At 63.4% G+C, this 18,412-nt stretch carries 16 protein-coding genes; 7 read left to right on the top strand and 9 right to left on the bottom strand.

What is annotated here, in order from left to right; all coding sequences use genetic code 11:
- Positions 1-34: 34 nt before the first annotated feature.
- The 5 genes from ACF8MI_RS19215 to ACF8MI_RS19195 form a co-directional block, all read right to left on the bottom strand.
- Positions 35-847 carry an OmpA family protein gene (locus ACF8MI_RS19215; RefSeq protein WP_060500815.1) on the bottom strand — a complete coding sequence of 271 codons (813 nt, stop codon included), beginning with the start codon at positions 845-847 and terminating at the stop codon, positions 35-37.
- Complete coding sequence (locus tag ACF8MI_RS19210) at positions 844-1,197, bottom strand: DUF4398 domain-containing protein (protein ID WP_392517721.1); 354 nt, start codon at positions 1,195-1,197, stop codon at positions 844-846. The genes ACF8MI_RS19215 and ACF8MI_RS19210 overlap by 4 nt, the downstream gene beginning before the upstream one ends.
- Before the next feature lie 9 nt (positions 1,198-1,206).
- Positions 1,207-2,028 (bottom strand): ABC transporter substrate-binding protein, encoded by an 822-nt coding sequence (locus tag ACF8MI_RS19205; RefSeq protein WP_060500811.1) that lies wholly within the window; start codon positions 2,026-2,028, stop codon positions 1,207-1,209.
- A gap of 75 nt (positions 2,029-2,103) precedes the next feature.
- Positions 2,104-3,033 carry an electron transfer flavoprotein subunit alpha/FixB family protein gene (locus tag ACF8MI_RS19200; protein WP_060500809.1) on the bottom strand — a complete coding sequence of 310 codons (930 nt, stop codon included), beginning with the start codon at positions 3,031-3,033 and terminating at the stop codon, positions 2,104-2,106.
- Positions 3,034-3,783: an electron transfer flavoprotein subunit beta/FixA family protein gene (locus tag ACF8MI_RS19195; RefSeq protein ID WP_014590265.1), complete on the bottom strand. Its 750-nt coding sequence runs from the start codon at positions 3,781-3,783 to the stop codon at positions 3,034-3,036.
- Between the two features lie 532 nt (positions 3,784-4,315).
- On the opposite strand from ACF8MI_RS19195, the gene ACF8MI_RS19190 reads away from it, so the two are divergent.
- Positions 4,316-5,998, top strand: a complete 1,683-nt coding sequence (locus tag ACF8MI_RS19190) for an electron transfer flavoprotein-ubiquinone oxidoreductase (protein ID WP_156867565.1) — start codon at positions 4,316-4,318, stop codon at positions 5,996-5,998.
- Between the two features lie 371 nt (positions 5,999-6,369).
- Here ACF8MI_RS19190 and ACF8MI_RS19185 read toward each other — a convergent pair whose 3' ends face one another.
- Entirely contained in the window at positions 6,370-7,695 is a 1,326-nt protein-coding gene (locus ACF8MI_RS19185; protein ID WP_200928655.1) for an MFS transporter, read from the bottom strand.
- 72 nt (positions 7,696-7,767) lie between these two features.
- Positions 7,768-8,247, bottom strand: a complete 480-nt coding sequence (locus ACF8MI_RS19180; RefSeq protein WP_104834274.1) for a histidine kinase — start codon at positions 8,245-8,247, stop codon at positions 7,768-7,770.
- A gap of 299 nt (positions 8,248-8,546) precedes the next feature.
- Here ACF8MI_RS19180 and azu point away from each other — a divergent pair, with 299 nt between their 5' ends.
- Positions 8,547-9,008 carry an azurin gene (gene azu / locus ACF8MI_RS19175; RefSeq protein ID WP_016711661.1) on the top strand — a complete coding sequence of 154 codons (462 nt, stop codon included), beginning with the start codon at positions 8,547-8,549 and terminating at the stop codon, positions 9,006-9,008.
- A gap of 37 nt (positions 9,009-9,045) precedes the next feature.
- On the opposite strand, the gene ACF8MI_RS19170 is transcribed toward azu, so the two are convergent.
- Complete coding sequence (locus ACF8MI_RS19170; protein ID WP_060500798.1) at positions 9,046-9,546, bottom strand: sigma-70 family RNA polymerase sigma factor; 501 nt, start codon at positions 9,544-9,546, stop codon at positions 9,046-9,048.
- Between the two features lie 230 nt (positions 9,547-9,776).
- On the opposite strand from ACF8MI_RS19170, the gene ACF8MI_RS19165 reads away from it, so the two are divergent.
- The 3 genes from ACF8MI_RS19165 to ACF8MI_RS19155 are packed head-to-tail and all read left to right on the top strand — an operon-like array spanning position 9,777 to position 14,342.
- A complete protein-coding gene (locus tag ACF8MI_RS19165; protein ID WP_060500796.1) occupies positions 9,777-10,958 on the top strand; it encodes an efflux RND transporter periplasmic adaptor subunit in 1,182 nt (393 codons plus the stop codon).
- 1 nt (position 10,959) lies between these two features.
- Positions 10,960-12,927 carry a MacB family efflux pump subunit gene (locus ACF8MI_RS19160; protein ID WP_104834273.1) on the top strand — a complete coding sequence of 656 codons (1,968 nt, stop codon included), beginning with the start codon at positions 10,960-10,962 and terminating at the stop codon, positions 12,925-12,927.
- A complete protein-coding gene (locus tag ACF8MI_RS19155; protein WP_060500793.1) occupies positions 12,924-14,342 on the top strand; it encodes an efflux transporter outer membrane subunit in 1,419 nt (472 codons plus the stop codon). The genes ACF8MI_RS19160 and ACF8MI_RS19155 overlap by 4 nt, the downstream gene beginning before the upstream one ends.
- Positions 14,343-14,398: 56 nt before the next feature.
- On the opposite strand, the gene ACF8MI_RS19150 is transcribed toward ACF8MI_RS19155, so the two are convergent.
- Positions 14,399-16,009 carry a PvdJ/PvdD/PvdP-like protein gene (locus ACF8MI_RS19150; RefSeq protein ID WP_104834272.1) on the bottom strand — a complete coding sequence of 537 codons (1,611 nt, stop codon included), beginning with the start codon at positions 16,007-16,009 and terminating at the stop codon, positions 14,399-14,401.
- 146 nt (positions 16,010-16,155) lie between these two features.
- On the opposite strand from ACF8MI_RS19150, the gene ACF8MI_RS19145 reads away from it, so the two are divergent.
- Together ACF8MI_RS19145 and ACF8MI_RS19140 are read left to right on the top strand one after the other, a co-directional pair.
- A complete protein-coding gene (locus tag ACF8MI_RS19145) occupies positions 16,156-17,520 on the top strand; it encodes a dipeptidase (RefSeq protein ID WP_186723319.1) in 1,365 nt (454 codons plus the stop codon).
- 8 nt (positions 17,521-17,528) lie between these two features.
- Entirely contained in the window at positions 17,529-18,404 is an 876-nt protein-coding gene (locus tag ACF8MI_RS19140; RefSeq protein WP_105946482.1) for a formylglycine-generating enzyme family protein, read from the top strand.
- Positions 18,405-18,412: the final 8 nt, after the last annotated feature.

Genomic DNA, 18,412 nt, shown 5'->3' with positions numbered 1-18,412 from the left:
AAGGGCCGCATGGCGGCCCCTCTATGGGTCGAACTCAGCGCACAGGCGCGAGCCTGCCCTTGTCGTCGGAGAACACGATCTCCACCCGACGGTTCTGCGCCCTGCCCCGCTCAGAGGCGTTGGCCTCGATCGGGTACTGGTCCCCATAGCCCTCGACCTGCAAACGCTTTTCGTCGATGCCCAGGTCCACCAGCATGTCAGCCACGGCCTGCGCCCGGTCGCGAGACAGTTTCAGGTTGTCCTCTGCCGCGCCGGTGCTGTCGGTATAGCCTTCGATACGTACTACCCGACGCGGGTTAAGCTGAAGGAACTGCACCAGCTTGAGCACAGTGCGGCTGGCCGAGTTCTTCAGGTCGGCACGGCCGGTATCGAACAGCACGTCGCCCAAGGTCATCACCAGACCACGGTCGGTCTGCTCCGAGGCCAGTGCCGCAATTTGCGACTCGACCCATTTGCCCTGTTGCTGCACGCTGGCCAGTTTGGCCTCGCGCAAGGCCAGCTGCAGGCGCTGGCGCTCAAGGTCGAGCTTGGTCTGGCGCTCCTGGTTCAGCGCCAGCTTGGCATGCTCACGGGCAATTTCGCTGTAGCGCTGGCTGAGGTAAGCGTAATGGCGCACATCGGAACCGGTGCCGATGTAGCTGGACAAACGCTCGGCACGGGCCAGCGACTCGCCCGCTCGGATCACATCACGCGGCGCACTGCGCAGCACATCGGAATCATCCTTGACCTTCGCGAAGGCGGCACTGGCCTCATCCAGCGCTGCAGAACTGCGCTGGCTGGCACAGCCTTGCAAGCCTGCGGCCAGCGCCAGCACTACCAGCGCGGCCAACGGCGTACGGCGGATCATGGCTGCACCTCCAGTTGCTTGCGCAGGCGCTTGACCCGCGACTGCAGCAGCTGCAACTGCTCTTCGCTCTTCTGGTTCAGCACCTGGGCCTCGGCCAGGCGTGCATCCAGCTCGGCCTGCTCGGCACGCATGCGCGCATCGCGGTAGTCTTCGGTCAGCATGTTGGCCTTGGCCCGGGCCAGCTTGTCTTCAGCCAGCTTCAGTGTTTCGACCTGCTCGATGGCACCTACGGCCTTGGCCTGCTCCAGGGCCTGTTCGGAAATGCGCATCTGCTCGTCAGGGGCCGGATCATTGGCGCAGCCAGCCAGGCCAAGCATGGCCAAGGCAAGGATTAGTGGTTGGGTTCTCACGCAATCTTCCTAGTGTTTGGGGGCGTCCGCCGGCACCTGCAACTGCGCTTTCCAGCGCTCGACATTTCGTTGCAGGACCGCCTCGGACGCACCGGAGATCGGCAATTCTGTCAGTTTTTTCGCCAATTGCCCACGCAACCAGCTGTCATTGCAGGCCGAGTTGTGCGAAAGGGCCAGATACAGGCCTGGCCGGTCCACCGGCAGGCCACGGGCGATCAGGTCATTGCTCATACCCAGGCTCTGGGCCATGGCCATGCCTGAATAGCGGCCAGCCAGCACATAGTCCACTTGGCCGAGCACCAGTTTCTGGAAGGCCTGGGTAAGGTTCTGCGCCGGCACCAGCTTGAGCTGGGCCTTGGCGAAGGCGGTGAAAGCCGGGGTTAGCCGTGCGCGCTCGGACAAGCTGCCCTGATACCTGGCCAGGTCCGCCGGACCATCGAAGGTCAGCTGGGCATCATGACGCGTCCACACCAGGTACTCGTTGAGCTGCAACGGCGGGTGGATGTAGTCCAGCGCGGTCAATTGCTCCACCTGCATGGGGGTGTCGAGCAACAAATCCATGCGCCCACTGCGCACTTCCTCCAGTGCCTGGTCGCGGCGACCTGCGCTCAGTACTTCGACTTTTACACCCAGCTCGCCAGCCACCTGACGCAACAGGTCGACGTTGGCGCCAATCAGGTGTTTAGGGTCTTGCGGGTCTTGCCACGAATAGGGCGGTGCATCAGGGCTGCCGGTTGCCACCAGGCGCTCGCACTTGCCTGCCGCCATGACCAGCGGTGAGAACAGCGCCGCCATGCATGCCAGCGCCCTGCCCGTTTCACGCAACGTCATCCCTCACTCCTCAGCCCATAAAAAAACCCGACCCTCGAAACGAGGGCCGGGTTCTTTATAAGTGAAGCAGGCGGATCAGACCAGCTTTTCCAGCTCCGGTACCGCTTCGAACAGGTCAGCCACCAGGCCGTAGTCGGCTACCTGGAAGATCGGCGCTTCTTCGTCCTTGTTGATCGCAACGATCACTTTGGAGTCTTTCATGCCGGCCAGGTGCTGGATCGCGCCAGAGATACCGACGGCGATGTACAGCTGTGGCGCAACGATCTTGCCGGTCTGGCCGACCTGCATGTCGTTCGGCACGAAGCCGGCGTCGACTGCAGCGCGCGAGGCACCGACGGCAGCACCGAGCTTGTCGGCCAGGCTGTACAGGTGCTTGAAGTTGTCACCGTTGCCCATGCCACGGCCGCCGGACACGACGATCTTGGCAGCGGTCAGCTCTGGGCGGTCGGACTTGGCCAGCTCTTCGCCAACGAAGGCCGAAATGCCAGCGTTGTGCGCAGCACCAACAGCTTCAACAGCGGCCGAGCCACCTTCGGCGGCGACAGGGTCGAAGCCGGTGGTACGCACGGTGATGACCTTGACCGAAGCGCTCGACTGCACGGTGGCAATGGCGTTACCGGCGTAGATCGGGCGCTTGAAGGTGTCGGCAGACTCGACCGAGATGATCTCGGAAATCTGGTCCACGTCCAGCAGCGCGGCAACGCGCGGCAGGATGTTCTTGCCGTTGGTGGTGGCCGGAGCCAGCACGTGGCTGTAGCCGCTCGCCAGCTCTTTGATCAGCGGCGCGACGTTCTCTGGCAGCACATGGGCGTAGGCAGCGTTATCGGCAACCAGCACCTTGGCCACACCCGCGATCTTGGCAGCAGATTCAGCAACGCCACCGACGTTCTGGCCAGCGACCAGCACGTGCACATCGCCACCGATCTTGGCGGCAGCAGCAACAGTGTTCAAGGTAGCCGGGGCTACGGCACCGTTTTCGTATTCAGCGACAACCAGGATAGTCATTTAGATTACCTTCGCTTCGTTCTTCAGCTTCTCGACCAGTTCGGCCACCGATTTGACCTTGATGCCAGCGCTGCGGGCAGCCGGGGCTTCAACCTTCAGGGTCTTGTTGGTGGAGGCGAGGGAAACGCCCAGCGCGTCCGGAGTAACAGTCTCCAGCGGCTTCTTCTTGGCCTTCATGATGTTCGGCAGCGACGCGTAGCGCGGCTCGTTCAGGCGCAGGTCGGTGGTGACGATGGCTGGCAGGTTCAGCGCAACGGTTTGCAGGCCGCCATCGATTTCACGGGTGACATTCAGCTTGTCGCCAGCCACTTCAACCTTGGAGGCGAAGGTGCCTTGGGCAAAGCCGGTCAGCGCAGCCAGCATCTGGCCAGTCTGGTTGTTGTCGCTGTCGATGGCCTGCTTGCCGAGGATGACCAGCTGTGGCTGCTCCTTGTCGACAACGGCTTTCAGCGCCTTGGCCACGGCCAGGGAGTTCAGTTCGTCAGCGGCTTCTACCAGGATGGCGCGGTCTGCACCCAGGGCCAGGGCGGTACGCAGTTGCTCCTGGGCAGTGGTCGGGCCGACGGAAACGACGACGATCTCGGTCGCAACGCCCTTTTCCTTCAAGCGGACAGCCTCTTCCACGGCGATTTCGCAGAAGGGGTTCATGGACATCTTGACGTTAGCAAGGTCGACGCCGGAGTTGTCCGCCTTGACGCGAACCTTGACGTTGTAGTCGACCACTCGTTTGACAGCTACAAGAACCTTCATGGATTCCTCGTTACTCTCCGGTGAATAGATAGTCGCCTGGGACTGAGCCCTGCGATGCGCGTGGGTACAAGGGCACCTCTAAAAACGTATCGGGAGGCAATAACTTCACAGTGACCGAACAGTCTTGTTCGGACCATTGCGACGAATACTCACGGGTCATTTTCTGTCGTGGCGTGTAAACTCCACTACAAACCGGCCAAAGGCCGCAAAACCCTGCTCCACACCTGGTCTTTAGAGGTGTACCTGCGCCCGGCTGCAAGCCTACGGCGAACGTAAAACCGCTCGTATCTTGACCGTAACACCCCATCCGGTCAATACGGCAAATCGGTCACCCTCCAGCCGCGCTCCTGTGATTTTACTGGCCTGCGGCAAATTCAAACAAACGTTTGTATTGGACCCGCCAAGTGGTGTAGATATAATGCGCGGCCAAGACAAAACGGTGTAGTCCGTCATTTGCGCAGCTACAGTTCCGCTCCCGTGATGAGCCACTGCGCGCAAGCCCCCATAAGACAAAGCAACAGCACGAGCCTTGATGAGTAGGAGAGAACCAGTGGAACGCGAATACATGGAATTCGACGTGGTCATCGTCGGCGCCGGCCCGGCGGGCCTGTCCGCCGCCTGCCGCCTGAAGCAGAAGGCCGCCGAAGCCGGTAGCGAAATCAGCGTCTGCGTGGTGGAAAAAGGCTCTGAAGTGGGCGCCCACATCCTCTCCGGCGCAGTGTTCGAGCCCCGCGCCCTGAACGAGCTGTTCCCCGACTGGAAGGAACTCGGCGCGCCGCTGAACACCGAAGTGAAGCGTGACGACATCTACGTACTCAAGGATGCCGGCAGCGCCACCAAGGTGCCTGACCTGTTCGTGCCCAAGACCATGCACAACGAAGGCAACTACATCATCTCGCTGGGCAACCTGTGCCGCTGGCTGGCCCAGCAGGCCGAGAACCTGGGCGTGGAAGTCTACCCGGGCTTCGCCGCCCAGGAAGCGCTGTTCGATGAAAACGGCGTGGTGCGCGGCATCGTCACCGGTGACATGGGTGTGGACCGTGAAGGCAACCCGAAAGACGGCATGTACACCCCTGGCATGGAGCTGCGTGGCAAGTACACCCTGTTCGCCGAAGGTTGCCGTGGCCACATCGGCAAGCAGCTGATCAAGCGCTTCAACCTGGACAGCGAGTCCGATGTGCAGCACTACGGCATCGGCCTGAAGGAAATCTGGGAAATCGACCCGGCCAGGCACGAGCAGGGCCTGGTGGTGCACACCGCTGGCTGGCCGCTGGACGTGATGGCCAAGGACAACACCGGTGGTTCGTTCCTTTATCACCTGGAAAACAATCAGGTGGTGGTCGGCCTGATCGTCGACCTGTCCTACGCCAACCCTTACCTATCGCCATTCGATGAGTTCCAGCGCCTGAAGCACCATCCGGTGATCAGCCAGTACCTCGAGGGCGGCAAACGCATCAGCTACGGCGCCCGCGCCCTGGCCAAGGGCGGCATCAACTCGCTGCCGAAAATGGTCTTCAATGGTGGCGCGCTGATCGGTTGTGACCTGGGCACCATGAACGTGGCCAAGATCAAAGGCAGCCACACGGCGATGAAGTCCGGCATGCTCGCCGCTGAGGCGGTGGCCGACGCACTGCTCGCCGGCAGCGAGGGCGGTGACCAGCTGAACGGCTACGTCAGCGCCTTCAAGGAGAGCTGGCTGTACGAAGAACTGTTCGCCAGCCGTAACTTCGGCCCGGCCATGCACAAGTTCGGCCCGCTGCTGGGCGCCGCGTTCAACTATGTGGACCAGAACTGGTTCGGCGGCAAGCTGCCGTTCACCCTGCACGACACCAAGCCGGACTACGCCTGCCTCAAGCTCGCGGCCGACTCGAAAAAGATCGACTACCCGAAACCGGACGGCAAGCTCAGCTTCGACAAGCTCAGCTCGGTATTCCTCTCCAGCACCAACCACGAAGAGGAACAACCCTGCCACCTGAAGCTGACCGACCCGAACGTGCCGATCGCCAGCAACCTGCCGCTGTACGACGAGCCGGCACAACGCTACTGCCCGGCAGGCGTGTACGAAGTAGTCACCCAGGAAGACGGCAACAAGCGCTTCCAGATCAACGCGCAGAACTGCGTGCACTGCAAGACCTGCGACATCAAGGACCCGGCCCAGAACATCACCTGGGTTACCCCTGAGGGCGCGGGTGGGCCGAACTACCCGAACATGTAAGGCCCCTGCCCTGCCGTAACAAAAAGCCCCCGGCGCTCACGAGCCGGGGGCTTTTTGTTGTGAATTGCGTCTGGGCTGCGAGGTGTTCGCCGTGAGAGGCTCAGCGCTTATCAGATCGAGCGCCGCCTACGCGGCGCATCGCGAGCTACGCTCGCTCCTACGTTTGTTTCGGGCCAATTATTCTTGGGGAATTTGCGCGCGTGCGCCTTGGTATATGTCTCGCTATCGCGTCGTACAAACAAGACGGTCGCGCGCACCTGTCACAGGCGTTACTGGCCGAAAAGAAACGTAGGAGCGAGCGTAGCTCGCGATGCGCCGCGCGGGCGGCGCTCGGTTTATGCCCTGCTGCACAACCCAAGACATGCACCGGCTCATTTGTCACCACACATGATCGGCATCGGCTCCGCCGCGAACGCCAATGGCTCCCGATGCCCGAAATACAAGGCTGTCAGCAGCCCCGCCGTGCCCATGACCAGACAAAAACCGACACACACCCACGGGCTCCACGGCATCAGCGCAATCAGCGCCAGCGGCGTGGTACTGGCCCACAGCGCGTAGGCCACGTTGTAGGTGAAGGAAATGCCCGACACGCGAATCTCGGCCGGGAACAGTCCAACCATCACCGACGGCACCACACCGACCACGCCGCAGGACAGCCCCGCCAGCGCATAAGCCAGCCAGGTCATCTCCCACTGCCCCACCAGGCTGGCGTACAGCGCACCGATACCCAGCGGCAGCAACAGGCTGTAGAGCATCAGCGCACGCCAGGCACCCACGCGGTCAACCAGCAGCCCGGCCAGCACACAGCCGATGTTGAGGAAAACAATACCCACGCTGCTCAGGGCGAAGGTGTGCCCGGCGCTCATGCCAAAGCGTTGCTGCATTACCGTGGGGGTGATCACCACCAGCACCACCACGGCCGAGGTCAGCACACAGGTCAGCAATGCCGCCGGAATCAACGCCCGGCGGTGCTCGCCCAGCACCCGCCGCAGCGGGAATTTCACCGGCTGTTCCTGGCGCGCACGCAGGGCAAGGAACACCGGTGTTTCGCTGAGCCAGCGGCGCAGCCACACGCCAATCACACCAAACACGCCACCCAGCAGGAACGGGTAGCGCCAGGCGTAATCGAGGATTTCCTGCGACGTGAACACTTGCGCCAGCAACGTCGCGGTCAGTGCCCCCAGCAGGTAGCCGAAGGTCAGCCCGGCCTGCAAGAAGCCCAAGGCATACCCACGCCGCCCGGCAGGCGCGTGCTCAGCGACGAAGGTCCAGGCACTTGGCACCTCGCCCCCCACGGCCGCGCCCTGGAGGATGCGCAGCGCCAGCAGGATCAACGGCGCGGCATAGCCGATGTCGGCGTAGGTCGGCATTACCCCGATCAGCAGGCATGGCAGTGCCATCATCAGGATGCTCAGGCTGAACACCCGCTTGCGCCCCAGGTGGTCGGCGAAGTGCGCCATCAGGATGCCGCCCAGCGGCCGCGCCAGGTAGCCGGTGACGAAGATCCCGAAGCTTTGCAGCAGGCGCAGCCACTCTGGCATCTCGGGCGGGAAGAACAGCTGGCTGAGGGTCAGCGCAAAAAATACGAAAATGATGAAGTCGTAGATTTCCAGCGCGCCACCCAGTGCCGCCAGTCCCAGGGTCCGATGGTCGCCGCGGCTGAACCGGGGCGGGCGAGCGGTATCGATGGCAGTCATGGCAGGGTCCGCAAATCGGCAAAGGGCAAGAGGATAGCAAATAGCTGCCCCGTTGCCCCGCCTGCTGCGCCGCTAGCGGTTGAACACCGTGTGCGCGAAGTTGGCCCGCGGCCGTGGCCTGGCCGTAGCCGTCGGCATGGCGCCCGGCAGCGGCAACTTGCCGACCAGCATCGGTCCGTCGATGATCGCCATGAATGACTCCAGCGCCTCGTTGTCGGGCACCTGCGGCAGGCTCAGGCTGACCGCCTGGCGCTCGGCCTGCGGTACCGCAGGCACTTTCAACTGGCTGGAATGGTAAAGCAGGGCGTGCTGGATCTGGGTACTGACGCGACAAAAACGCTCCAGGTCTACCCCGGCATGGCTGGCCAGTTCGATATTGCCCAGCAGCAAGTGAAAAGGCTGCAAGGCGCACTGCACCAAACGCTGCAGCTCCTCGAAGCTGTCAACGGGGGCGATCCGGTAGTAGCCCAGGCCATTGAGCAGCCGCTCCAGCTGCAACCGCTGGCAGGGGTGGGTATCGGCAATGAGAATGCGCAGGGTCTTGTTTGCCATGGTCGGGCCTGGGCAGCTGGGTAATGGGTACATTCCATGACCTTACTGCGCCCGTTAAGGCTCATGCCAAGGCCATGCCTGGCAGCGGTCTACTTTGATAGAAGTCGGGAACGCCGCATAAATCAAGTGATTGACTGACGGAATTTGCATTTGCCTTTAGCCCGGTACTCCGGTATGCCACTTGCGCTCACCCCATCAAGCCGTGCAGGTAACCGCGCGCCTAAACCCAGACGCTCGCACTTCGTTTAAAGGAGGCTCATGCCCCAAGGCATCGCCTCTTACATTCGCGGAGAACCCAGATGTTTCGCCCGGCCCTAGCCTTTTTCGCCCTGACCCTGTCCAGCGTCGCATGGTCCGCCGAGCCCTGTTCGGTAGACATTCACAGTACCGACCAGATGACCTACGACCTGAAAACGATCACCGTACCGCAGACCTGCCAACGCTTTACCGTTAACTTGCTGCACACCGGCACACTGCCCAGGAATATCATGGGCCACAACTGGGTGCTGGCCAAAAAGGACGACATCAAAGGCGTGACCACCGATGGCGCAGCGGCAGGTGAGGCCGATAACTACCTCCAGCCGGGCGACAAGCGCGTGCTCGCCCATACCCGACTGATCGGTGGTGGCGAAAAAGATTCGGTCACTTTCGACACCGGCATGCTGCAGGCAGGCCAGGCGTACGCGTTCTTCTGCTCCTACCCTTTCCACTCCACCATGATGAAGGGCACCCTCACATTCGGTACCTCGTCAGGCAGCTGACGCTATCGAAAAGTGGGCCGACAAGCCGAACGTGCGCTCAGGCCTCGGCCCACTCACGCATACGCAGCCGGCAATGCTTCATGGCGTTGACGATGTGCTTCTCCACCATGGCCTTGGACAGGCCCAGACGCGTGGCAATCTCCGCATGTGACAGGCCTTCGAGCTTGCGCAGCAAGAAGCACGCCCGGCAGGTTTCGCTCAGCTGCGCCACTGCACGCTGCAGCAACTCCAGGCGTTCTTCCTGGCGACAGGCGCCGTGCACGGGGGCGACGAAGAACCGCTCATCGGTTTCCAGAACCTCCAGAGGCTCGGCGCGACGAAGCTGGTTGCGCCGATGTCCATCGGTGACCAGGTTAAGGGCGGTGCGGTAAAGGAAAGCGCGGGGATGGGAGATCTGCGTGTCGTCACACCGCTCGAGTACCCGCAGATACGCCTCCTGCGCGATATCTTCAGCAGCATGGTGGCTACCCAGACGCGAACGAAGGAACCCGACCAGTTCACGGTAGTAATGCTCGAGCAGTACACCCGAAGACGGCATCGAAGCGCTTTCCCTGTTGTCCGATGATGATAGAAGACCGCTGCAGGCCAAGTAATGGCACCGCTGGCGCATAAAATATAATAATTCTCATCAAGCTTAAAGACGTTGTTACATTTCCACGCCCGCAACGCGCGTTCCCCGCTAAATCCGCGCTGATCGCTTTCGTTTAATCGGCAGCCTCCCTAGCTGATCCTTGGTGACAGCGGCCCTCTCATGGTCGGAAATCCTGCATGATCCCTCAACGCCTTACCCGTCGTGCCGTAACGCTCGCGCTGTGCCTTATTCCGGTGGCCGCATTCGCCACCTGGCAACTGTTGCCCGGAGAGGCCGAGCAGCGGCCGTTCGTCAGCGTCAGCCGTGGCAACATCGAATCCAGTGTCACCGCGCTGGGCACCCTGCAGCCCCGTCAGTACGTCGACGTGGGCGCGCAGGCCTCCGGGCAGATCCGCACGTTGCACGTAGAAGTCGGTGACACCGTCAAGCAGGGGCAACTGCTGGTGGAGATCGACCCTGCCACGCAACAGGCCCAGCTGGATGCCGAGCGCTATGCCATCCAGACCCTGAAAGCGCAGGTCAAGGAGCAGCGTGCCGAGCATCTCCTGGCCGAACAACAGTTGCGTCGCCAGCAGCGGATGGCCAGCGACGGCGCCACGCGCGAAGAGGATGTGCAGACGGCCCAGGCCAAGGTGCTGACAACCCAGGCGCGCATCGACATGTATGAGGCGCAGATTCTCCAGGCGCAGGCCACGTTGCGCAGCGCGCAGGCTCAGCTCGGCTACACCCGCATCTACGCCCCGATCGGCGGTACCGTGGTCGCTGTCGATGCCCGAGAAGGGCAAACCCTGAACGCGCAACAGCGCACCCCGCTGATCCTGCGGATCGCCAAGCTGTCGCCGATGACGGTATGGGCCGAGGTCTCTGAAGCCGACATCGGCCAGGTCAAGACCGGCATGCAAGCCTACTTCACCACCCTGGGCAGCGGCGGCAGGCGCTGGACCAGCACCGTCAGGCAGATTCTGCCGATCCCGCCCAAACCGCTGGATCAGCTCAGCCAGGGCGGCGGCAGCCCGGTTGCCGCCGGTACGGCAAGCGGCAGCGGGACCGGCCGCGTGGTGCTCTACACCGTGCTGCTGGATGTCGACAACGATGACAACGCGCTGATGGCCGACATGACTGCCCAAGTGTTCTTCGTCGCCGGATCTGCCAAGGATGTGTTGACCGTGCCCATCGCGGCGCTTCAGGGACGCGGCCAGGGCGAGGGGCTGCAGACTGCCCATGTTCTGACCGGCAAAGGCGACGTACAGACGCGCCAGGTACGTACCGGGCTCAGCGACCGCCTGCGCGTGCAGATACTCGATGGGCTTGCCGAAGGTGACAAACTGCTGATCGGCCCTGTCGGCGGTGAGGGTTGACATGAGCACTCCGCTGATAGAGCTGGTCGGCATCCGCAAATCCTACGGGGGCGGCGACAGCCCCAAGGTCGATGTGTTGCGCGGCATCGACCTGAAAGTCCATGCCGGCGAATTCATCGCCATCGTCGGCACCTCAGGCTCTGGCAAGTCGACCCTGATGAACATCCTGGGTTGCCTCGACCGCCCAAGCGCCGGGCAGTATCGCTTCGCCGGCCAGGATGTTGCCGGCCTGAGCAATGACGAACTGGCCTGGTTGCGCCGCGAAGCGTTCGGGTTCGTGTTTCAGGGTTATCACCTGATCCCCTCCGCCTCGGCGCAGGAGAACGTGGAGATGCCGGCGATCTACGCCGGAACCACGGCGGCCCCGCGCGCCGAAAGGGCCAAGGCCCTGCTGCAACGCCTGGGCCTGGGCGAGCGCACCGGCAATCGCCCGCGCCAGCTTTCAGGCGGCCAGCAACAACGGGTGTCCATCGCCCGGGCATTGATGAACGGCGGCCACATCATCCTGGCGGACGAGCCCACCGGTGCGCTGGACAGCCACAGTGGCACCGAGGTCATGCGCCTGCTGGATGAACTGGCCGAGCAAGGCCATGTGGTGATCCTGATCACCCACGACCGCGATGTGGCCGCTCGGGCGCAGCGCATCATCGAGATCCGCGACGGCGAAGTGATCAGTGACAGCGGCGCCGACCAGGCGCCGCCACCGCGTCGCCCAGGTGCGCTGCAAGCCGTCGATCTGGCCGGGCGCCTGGTGCGTGCCGACAGCCAGGGCAGCCCATGGCTGGGCGAAACCTGGGACGCCCTGCAAGCCGCCTGGCGGGTCATGTGGAGCAACCGCACACGCACCGCGCTGACCCTGTTGGGAATCATCATCGGCGTCGCGTCGGTGGTCGTCATGCTGGCGGTGGGTGAAGGCAGCAAGCGCCAGGTCATGGCCCAGATGGGCGCGTTCGGCTCGAACATCATCTTCATGAACGGTGCCCCTCCAACACCGCGCGCTCCGCCCGGCAACGTTCGCCTCAGCGACGTGCAGGCGCTGGCCGAGCTACCGCAAGTGAAGTCCATCATGCCGGCCATGACAGTGGAGGCGCAGGTGCGCTTTGGCAATCGTGACCTGGAGTCGACCATCGGTGGCTATTCGCCTGTGTTCCCGACGCTGATGAGCTGGCCCGTCAGCGAAGGCAGCTTCTTTACCGACAACGACCTGGCCACGGCTGCGACCGTGGCGGTGATCGGCTCGGAGGTGCGCAAGAAGCTGTTCGTCGACGGCCAGGACCCGATCGGCCAGTACATCCTCATCGAGAACGTGCCGTTTCAGGTGATCGGCGTGCTCGCCAGCAAAGGCTCCAGTGGCGCCAACCAGCGAAACGACCTGCGCATCGCCGTGCCGTACTCAGCGGTTTCCATACGTCTTTCCGGCACGCAACACCCGGAATACGTGATCATCGGTGCCGCCGACAGCACCCAGGTGCATGACACCGAACGCGCAATACGCCAACTGATGCTGAGCCTGCACGGTGGCATTGAAGACTTCGAGATCGACAACAGCGCGGCGATGATCCAGGCCGAGGCGGCGACACGCAACGGGTTGTCCCTGATGCTTGGCGCCATTGCCGCCATTTCGCTGCTGGTCGGCGGGATCGGCGTCATGAACGTGATGCTCATGACCGTCCGCGAACGCACCCGCGAAATCGGCATCCGCATTGCCACCGGCGCCCGACAGCGCGACATCCTGCGCCAGTTCCTGACTGAAGCCGTGGTGCTTTCGCTGACCGGCGGCCTGATCGGCGTCTGCCTGGCGTTGCTGATCGGCGTGGTTCTCAGCCTGGCCAAGGTGGCCGTGGCGTTTTCTGCCCTGGCGATAGTGGGTGCCTTCGCCTGCTCGGTAGCCACGGGCGTCATCTTCGGTTTCATGCCCGCGCGCAAAGCCGCCGCCCTCGACCCTGTCGCCGCCCTGACCAGTGAATGACCATGACCAGAACCCCGTTTTTACTGCTACCGCTGCTGACCATCCTGAGTGCTTGCAGCCACACCCCCGCGCCACTGGACAGCGGTATCGCTGCACCTGCCAGCTGGCAAAGTCCGGCTGGCGGCACGGCGGCCTCCGCGCAGTGGTGGACAACGTTCAATAGCGCTCAACTGAGCCAACTGATCGAGCAGGCTCGCCAGGGCAGCCATGACCTGCGCGCCGCCATGGCCAGGGTCAGGCAGGCACAGGCCGACCTGCGTATTGCCGGCGCCCCCCTGCTACCGCGCCTCGACGCCAGCGCCGACGCCTATCACCAGCGCTTGCTACGAGGCCAAGGGTACAGCGAGCAGGACACGTCGAACCGCGAGCGGACCTACCGCTACTTCAACACGGCCCTGACGACCCGCTACGAGCTGGACTTCTGGGGTAAAAATGCCGCTGCGCGTGACAGTGCCCGCCTTGGCCTGCAAGCCACTGCACGTGACCGAGACACGCTCGAACTGAGCCTGACGAGCAGCGTTGCCGATACTTACCTGAGCGCCCTCGCCGCTCGTGAGCAGGCACGCATCGCCGCGCTTAACCTGGAAAACGCCGAGAAGGTCCTGAGCCTTGTGCGCACACGATTCCAGGCCGGGTCGTCGACTGCCCTGGAACTGGCACAGCAAGAGAGCCTTGTGGCCAACCAGCGACAACAGTTACCGCTCTACCAACAAGAGGCCCGCGATGCGCAGATCACCCTGGCAACCCTGCTTGGCGCGCCGGTGCAGGCGCTGGAACTGGCCGATCAGCCTTTCGATCAACTGAGCGGCCCGAGCATTGCCGCCGGCATTCCCAGCCAACTGCTGACGCGCCGCCCGGATATCGCTGGCGCAGAGGCGCGCCTGGCGGCGGCTCAGGCGGATGTCAGCGTTGCGCGGGCAGCACTGTTCCCCACGGTGAGCTTGACGGCCAGCCTGGCCACTGGCGACAGAAAAGCCATCGACCTGCTGCGCAATCCGGCGCTCAACCTCGGTGCCGGTCTGACGGCGCCCATTTTCAATAATGGCGCCTTGCGCGCCGAGCGTGATCGCGCCATCGCTCGCCAGGACGAGCTGCTCGAGGCCTATCGCAACGTGCTGATCACCAGTTTCGGCGAAGTCGAGAAGGCCTTGAACAGCGTCGACGGCCTGGACCGCCAGACACACTGGCAGCATGAAGCGCTCACCCAAGCGCAACGCGCGTTCGATCTGGCCGAGAACCGCTACCGGGCCGGGGCCGAAGACCTGCTCAGCGTGCTGGAAGCGCAACGCAGCCTGTTTACAGCACAGGCCGAACGGGTACGGCTGCGCAAGGCGCGTTTGCAGGCCAGTGTTGCGCTTTACAAGGCGTTGGGCGGCGGCTGGACAGCGTCGGACACACTGATGACAGCGAGGTAGGCAAGCCCCCCGACGGGAGCCCTACCTGCTGCAACACCGGCCCAAAATCGTCACCACTACAAACCGTCACGTCGCGGGCCGGGTGCCAGATGGCGGGCATACCAAGGCCGCTGAGGCACCCTGCCGGCCAGGCGATCGCCGTCTTCTTCAGGGCTGAAAATGACTTGCAAGGCCAGCTTCATGGTCTCGATGTCCAGTTTCCCGGTGCCGCCGCCATTGCCCAGCCCCCAGGCACCGCAACCTTCACGCGTAGGCCCCAGCCAAGGCTCGGCCACACGCACCCAGCGCCCTGGCGCAAACCACGGAATGCCATCGATCATCTTCGGCTTCACTTCCCCCGGGTGCGCCTGCTGGTGGGCCAGGTACCAATCGTTCAGGCGGTCGTCGATCCAGCCATGAAAGGCCCAGAACACCGGGTTGACGTGGGAGGAAAACGGATCGCCTAGGAAGTCGTTCTCGGCGCGGAACCAGCGTTCGGAAAAATCGTAGTTGCGACGCCCGTAAGGCATCGGGTAATCCGAGTTCGGGTCACGCCCCAGGGATGCCCAACGCATGTGCAGCCAATCATGGATGCCCAATTCGATGCGTGAACCCAACTCTCCCAGACACAGGGTGCTGAGGTATTGCGGATCATGCAGCTGGGCTTCCCACAGCTGGAAGTTGGCGTGCAGCCCCTGGCTGCTCTTGACGTAGTACAGCCACTGGCTGAAGGCTTCATCGCCGGCCGCCTGCCAGTTGGGCGGGACGCTGTAGCCGTCGCGGTTGTCGAGGTAATCGAAAAACGCCTGAACGCCCTGCCCGATCGATGGGCGTGCCGCAGGCAGGCTTGCCCAGGAACGCAGGTCCTGGACCTCGCGCACGCCATGCAGCATGTGCCGATGCATGAACAGAAAATCCTCGCCGGAGCCGTTGCGATGGCGATCATGCCCGCGTGCGTTGCGCTCCTTGCCCAACGGGCCGACCTGCCAACCCAGCGCACGCACCATCTGCCGCCGGGATTCATCGATGCGGTGCCAGCGATCGCGGCTGGCGTGCCAGAGCTGGTGATAGTAGCGACGCTGCGGTGAAATCAGGTCCTCGTGCAGCGCCGCCACGTACGGCAGCCGCTCACGTGCCAGCACGAACGGTCGGCGGACGGCGACAAAGCTCGCCTGCGCCCCGGAATGCCCTGCCTGCGCCCCTGCCAGGCGCACGTGCCCACTCAGGGTCGCGCTGCCTCCCCCCTCGCTCCAGTCGCCCCATATCTCATCCAGCACGGCATCGCAGTCATAGGCCTCGCCAGAACCCGCCATCATCTTCAGTTGCACCTTCGGCAGCCGGTCGGCAGCCAACGGGCCGTATACCTGCAAACCCTGACCGCCATAGGGCGCAGTACCCAGGTAGCCGCGCAAGGCACGGGCACCCTGCCCTACGTCGAGCAGCAGCTGCTGCGGTCGGGCCAGCCCGGCCAGCGCCGGGTGATCGCTCGTCATGCGCCAGTCCCAGATCCCGACCAGCCGTTCACCCAACAGCGCATTGGGCAGGTCATCGACCGGCACCGCAGGCTCGTCACTGCTCAGCTCCGCTTCCTCGGCCCGCTGCCACGCCTGCCGTGCGTAATACCCGGCAGGCAGTGCTACACCGGCGGCCACCAGGCCCGCCAGGATCTTACGACGTGACACTTTCATCCACTGTACTCATGACGTGACTCCTGCTGCGAAAACGAATGGTTGAGGAAGCGATTTAGAGGGTTGCTAAATTCTCTTGGGCTCGGCTCGTTTCACCCAGCAAGTTCGAACGGCATGGGGCCGTCGTGCAGGCGGTCGAGTACGCAATGAAGAAACAGGCTTTTTTTTCGCGCAGATGGCCATGGGCTTTGGCCCTTCTGCTCTTGCTCCTAGCGGCCGCAGGCGCCTGGTGGTATTGGGTCTACCTTGCCAAACACCCCTACGGCCGGGAAATCGAACAGCGGGCCAACGCCCTGCAGGCGCGCATCCCGGCCCTGGATGCGCACCTTGACGTGCCGCTGAGCTATGGCACCGATGGCGAGGAAGCAAACCGTGATGGCCCGACCCAGTTCGACCTGGTGAAAGCCGCCAAAGGCCGTCTGAGCGGCGCCTCGATCGCAATCTGGTCATGGCCGGAGTTCTGGAGTGGGCCCAATTGGCCGCACCGCCCCACACCCGGGTTCGAGGCGGCGATGGCCAACGAACTGGAAGTTCGCTATCGGATCATCACCAGCATCGCCAAGGACTACCCTGCGCAGGCCGGCATCGCCTACACCCCTGCCGACTTCCGCCGGCTGGTCAGTGAAGGCAAGTTCGCCATCATCATCAGCCTGCTCAACGCCGCCCCCCTTGGCGACGACATCGACAAGCTGGACCACTGGGCCGCACGCGGCATGCGGGTGTTCGGGCCAGGCTACGTTGGCAACAACAGCTGGGTCGACTCGGCGCGCCCACTGCCCTTCCTGGGCGATTCGGTCGACCCGCTGGGCGGTCTTTCCGACATCGGTCGTCGCGCCATCACCCGGCTCAACGACCTTGGCGTGGTCATCGACGTCTCGCAGATGTCCAGCCAGGCCCTGACCCAGGTCACCCAGCTGAGCCGCGCACCGGTCATGGCCTCGCACACGGGGGTGCAAGGCATGATGGACATTCGCCGCAACCTCAGCGACGCGGACCTGGCACACATCAAGGCCACCGACGGGCTGGTCAACATCGTGGCCTACTCCCACTACCTCAAGCCGTTCTCGCGCCCGACCATCGAAAAGATGAACGCGTTACGCGCCAAGTATGGCCTGCCGGACGTACAGAACCAGACCCAGATGGGCACCACCACCGACCCGGTGTTCTCGATCTGGTCGGAGAAAAAGTTCGGTGAATACCTCACGCCGTTCTACGACATCCTCGGCGCCGAGCCCGAAGCGACCCTGGCCGACTACGTCGACTCGATCGACTACGCGGTGAAGAAGATCGGTATCGACCATGTCGGCATCAGTTCCGACTTCAACGACGGCGGCGGTGTGGTTGGCTGGGAAAATGTCAGCCAGAGCCGCAACGTCACTGCCGAACTGATGCAGCGCGGCTATTCCGACGAAGACATCGCCAAGCTCTGGGGCGCCAACTTCCTGCGTGTGTGGGAAGCCGCCCAGAAGGCCGCCAGGCCGGCCCCTCCTCCCGTTGCCCACTACCCGTAAGGAAACCCATGAAACGGCTGACCTCACTGATTGCCCTCGGTTGTCTCTCGCTGTCGCTCGAAGCCCTCGCTGCCGACCCGGCTGCACCGGGCAAGGTTTTCAAAGACTGCAAGGATTGCCCGGAAATGGTCGTGCTGCCTGCCGGCAGCTACGTGATGGGCACCCCCGATGACGAACTGGGCAAACAGGACGATGAAGGTCCGTTGCACACCGTGACCTTCGCCAAGGCCTTCGCCATGAGTCGCTTCCATGTGACTGCCGGGCAATGGCAGGCCTATGCCAAGGAGACCCACACGGTGCTGCCCGACGGCGACGACCGCCCGGGGCGGCTGTGCAAGAACGGCAAGCCCAGCTACCCGCAAGGCCCGACGCAGCCTGCGGTCTGCATGACCTGGGATGAGGCGCGCGGCTACATCGCCTGGCTCGCCAAGAAGACCGGCAAGCCCTACCGCATGGTCAGCGAGGCCGAACGCGAGTACGCCGGCCGCGCCGGCTCCACCGGCCCCTTCCCGTTCCCCTTCGACCAGGAAGGGGACTATCAGATCAGCAAGCATGCCAACACCTACGGGCCGCGTGATGGCTTCACCTACACGGCACCGGTCGGCAGCTTCCCTGCCAATGCATTCGGCATGTACGACATGCATGGCAACGTCTACGAGTGGGTCGAGGACTGCTGGCATACCGATTATGTTGGCGCGCCCACCGACGGCAGCGCCTGGACCACCGGTGGTACCTGCACACACCGGCAGATTCGCGGCAACGACTACCTGGAACCGCCCATCTTCTCCCGCTCGGGCAACCGCAACGAGCGCGAACCCGACGTGCGCGGCGACTGGCTGGGCTTTCGGGTAGCCCGCGCCCTTCAGGACGGTGAACCCAACTGACAATCCAC

It is taken from the genome of Pseudomonas sp. yb_9 (genome assembly GCF_043103635.1).
GTDB classification, from domain to species: Bacteria; Pseudomonadota; Gammaproteobacteria; order Pseudomonadales; family Pseudomonadaceae; genus Aquipseudomonas; species Aquipseudomonas monteilii.
This window is presented reverse-complemented; position numbering and strand designations above follow the sequence as displayed.

Excerpts from the sequence above, each read along its gene's own strand:
- ACF8MI_RS19215 (WP_060500815.1), bottom strand. The coding sequence starts at position 847 with ATGATCCGCCGTACGCCGTTGGCCGCGCTGGTAGTGCTGGCGCTGGCC.
- ACF8MI_RS19205 (WP_060500811.1), bottom strand. The coding sequence starts at position 2,028 with ATGACGTTGCGTGAAACGGGCAGGGCGCTGGCATGCATGGCGGCGCTG.
- ACF8MI_RS19200 (WP_060500809.1), bottom strand. The coding sequence starts at position 3,033 with ATGACTATCCTGGTTGTCGCTGAATACGAAAACGGTGCCGTAGCCCCG.
- ACF8MI_RS19195 (WP_014590265.1), bottom strand. The coding sequence starts at position 3,783 with ATGAAGGTTCTTGTAGCTGTCAAACGAGTGGTCGACTACAACGTCAAG.
- ACF8MI_RS19190 (WP_156867565.1), top strand. The coding sequence starts at position 4,316 with ATGAGTAGGAGAGAACCAGTGGAACGCGAATACATGGAATTCGACGTG.
- ACF8MI_RS19185 (WP_200928655.1), bottom strand. The coding sequence starts at position 7,695 with ATGACTGCCATCGATACCGCTCGCCCGCCCCGGTTCAGCCGCGGCGAC.
- ACF8MI_RS19180 (WP_104834274.1), bottom strand. The coding sequence starts at position 8,247 with ATGGCAAACAAGACCCTGCGCATTCTCATTGCCGATACCCACCCCTGC.
- azu (WP_016711661.1), top strand. The coding sequence starts at position 8,547 with ATGTTTCGCCCGGCCCTAGCCTTTTTCGCCCTGACCCTGTCCAGCGTC.
- ACF8MI_RS19170 (WP_060500798.1), bottom strand. The coding sequence starts at position 9,546 with ATGCCGTCTTCGGGTGTACTGCTCGAGCATTACTACCGTGAACTGGTC.
- ACF8MI_RS19165 (WP_060500796.1), top strand. The coding sequence starts at position 9,777 with ATGATCCCTCAACGCCTTACCCGTCGTGCCGTAACGCTCGCGCTGTGC.
- ACF8MI_RS19160 (WP_104834273.1), top strand. The coding sequence starts at position 10,960 with ATGAGCACTCCGCTGATAGAGCTGGTCGGCATCCGCAAATCCTACGGG.
- ACF8MI_RS19155 (WP_060500793.1), top strand. The coding sequence starts at position 12,924 with ATGACCATGACCAGAACCCCGTTTTTACTGCTACCGCTGCTGACCATC.
- ACF8MI_RS19150 (WP_104834272.1), bottom strand. The coding sequence starts at position 16,009 with ATGAAAGTGTCACGTCGTAAGATCCTGGCGGGCCTGGTGGCCGCCGGT.
- ACF8MI_RS19145 (WP_186723319.1), top strand. The coding sequence starts at position 16,156 with ATGAAGAAACAGGCTTTTTTTTCGCGCAGATGGCCATGGGCTTTGGCC.
- ACF8MI_RS19140 (WP_105946482.1), top strand. The coding sequence starts at position 17,529 with ATGAAACGGCTGACCTCACTGATTGCCCTCGGTTGTCTCTCGCTGTCG.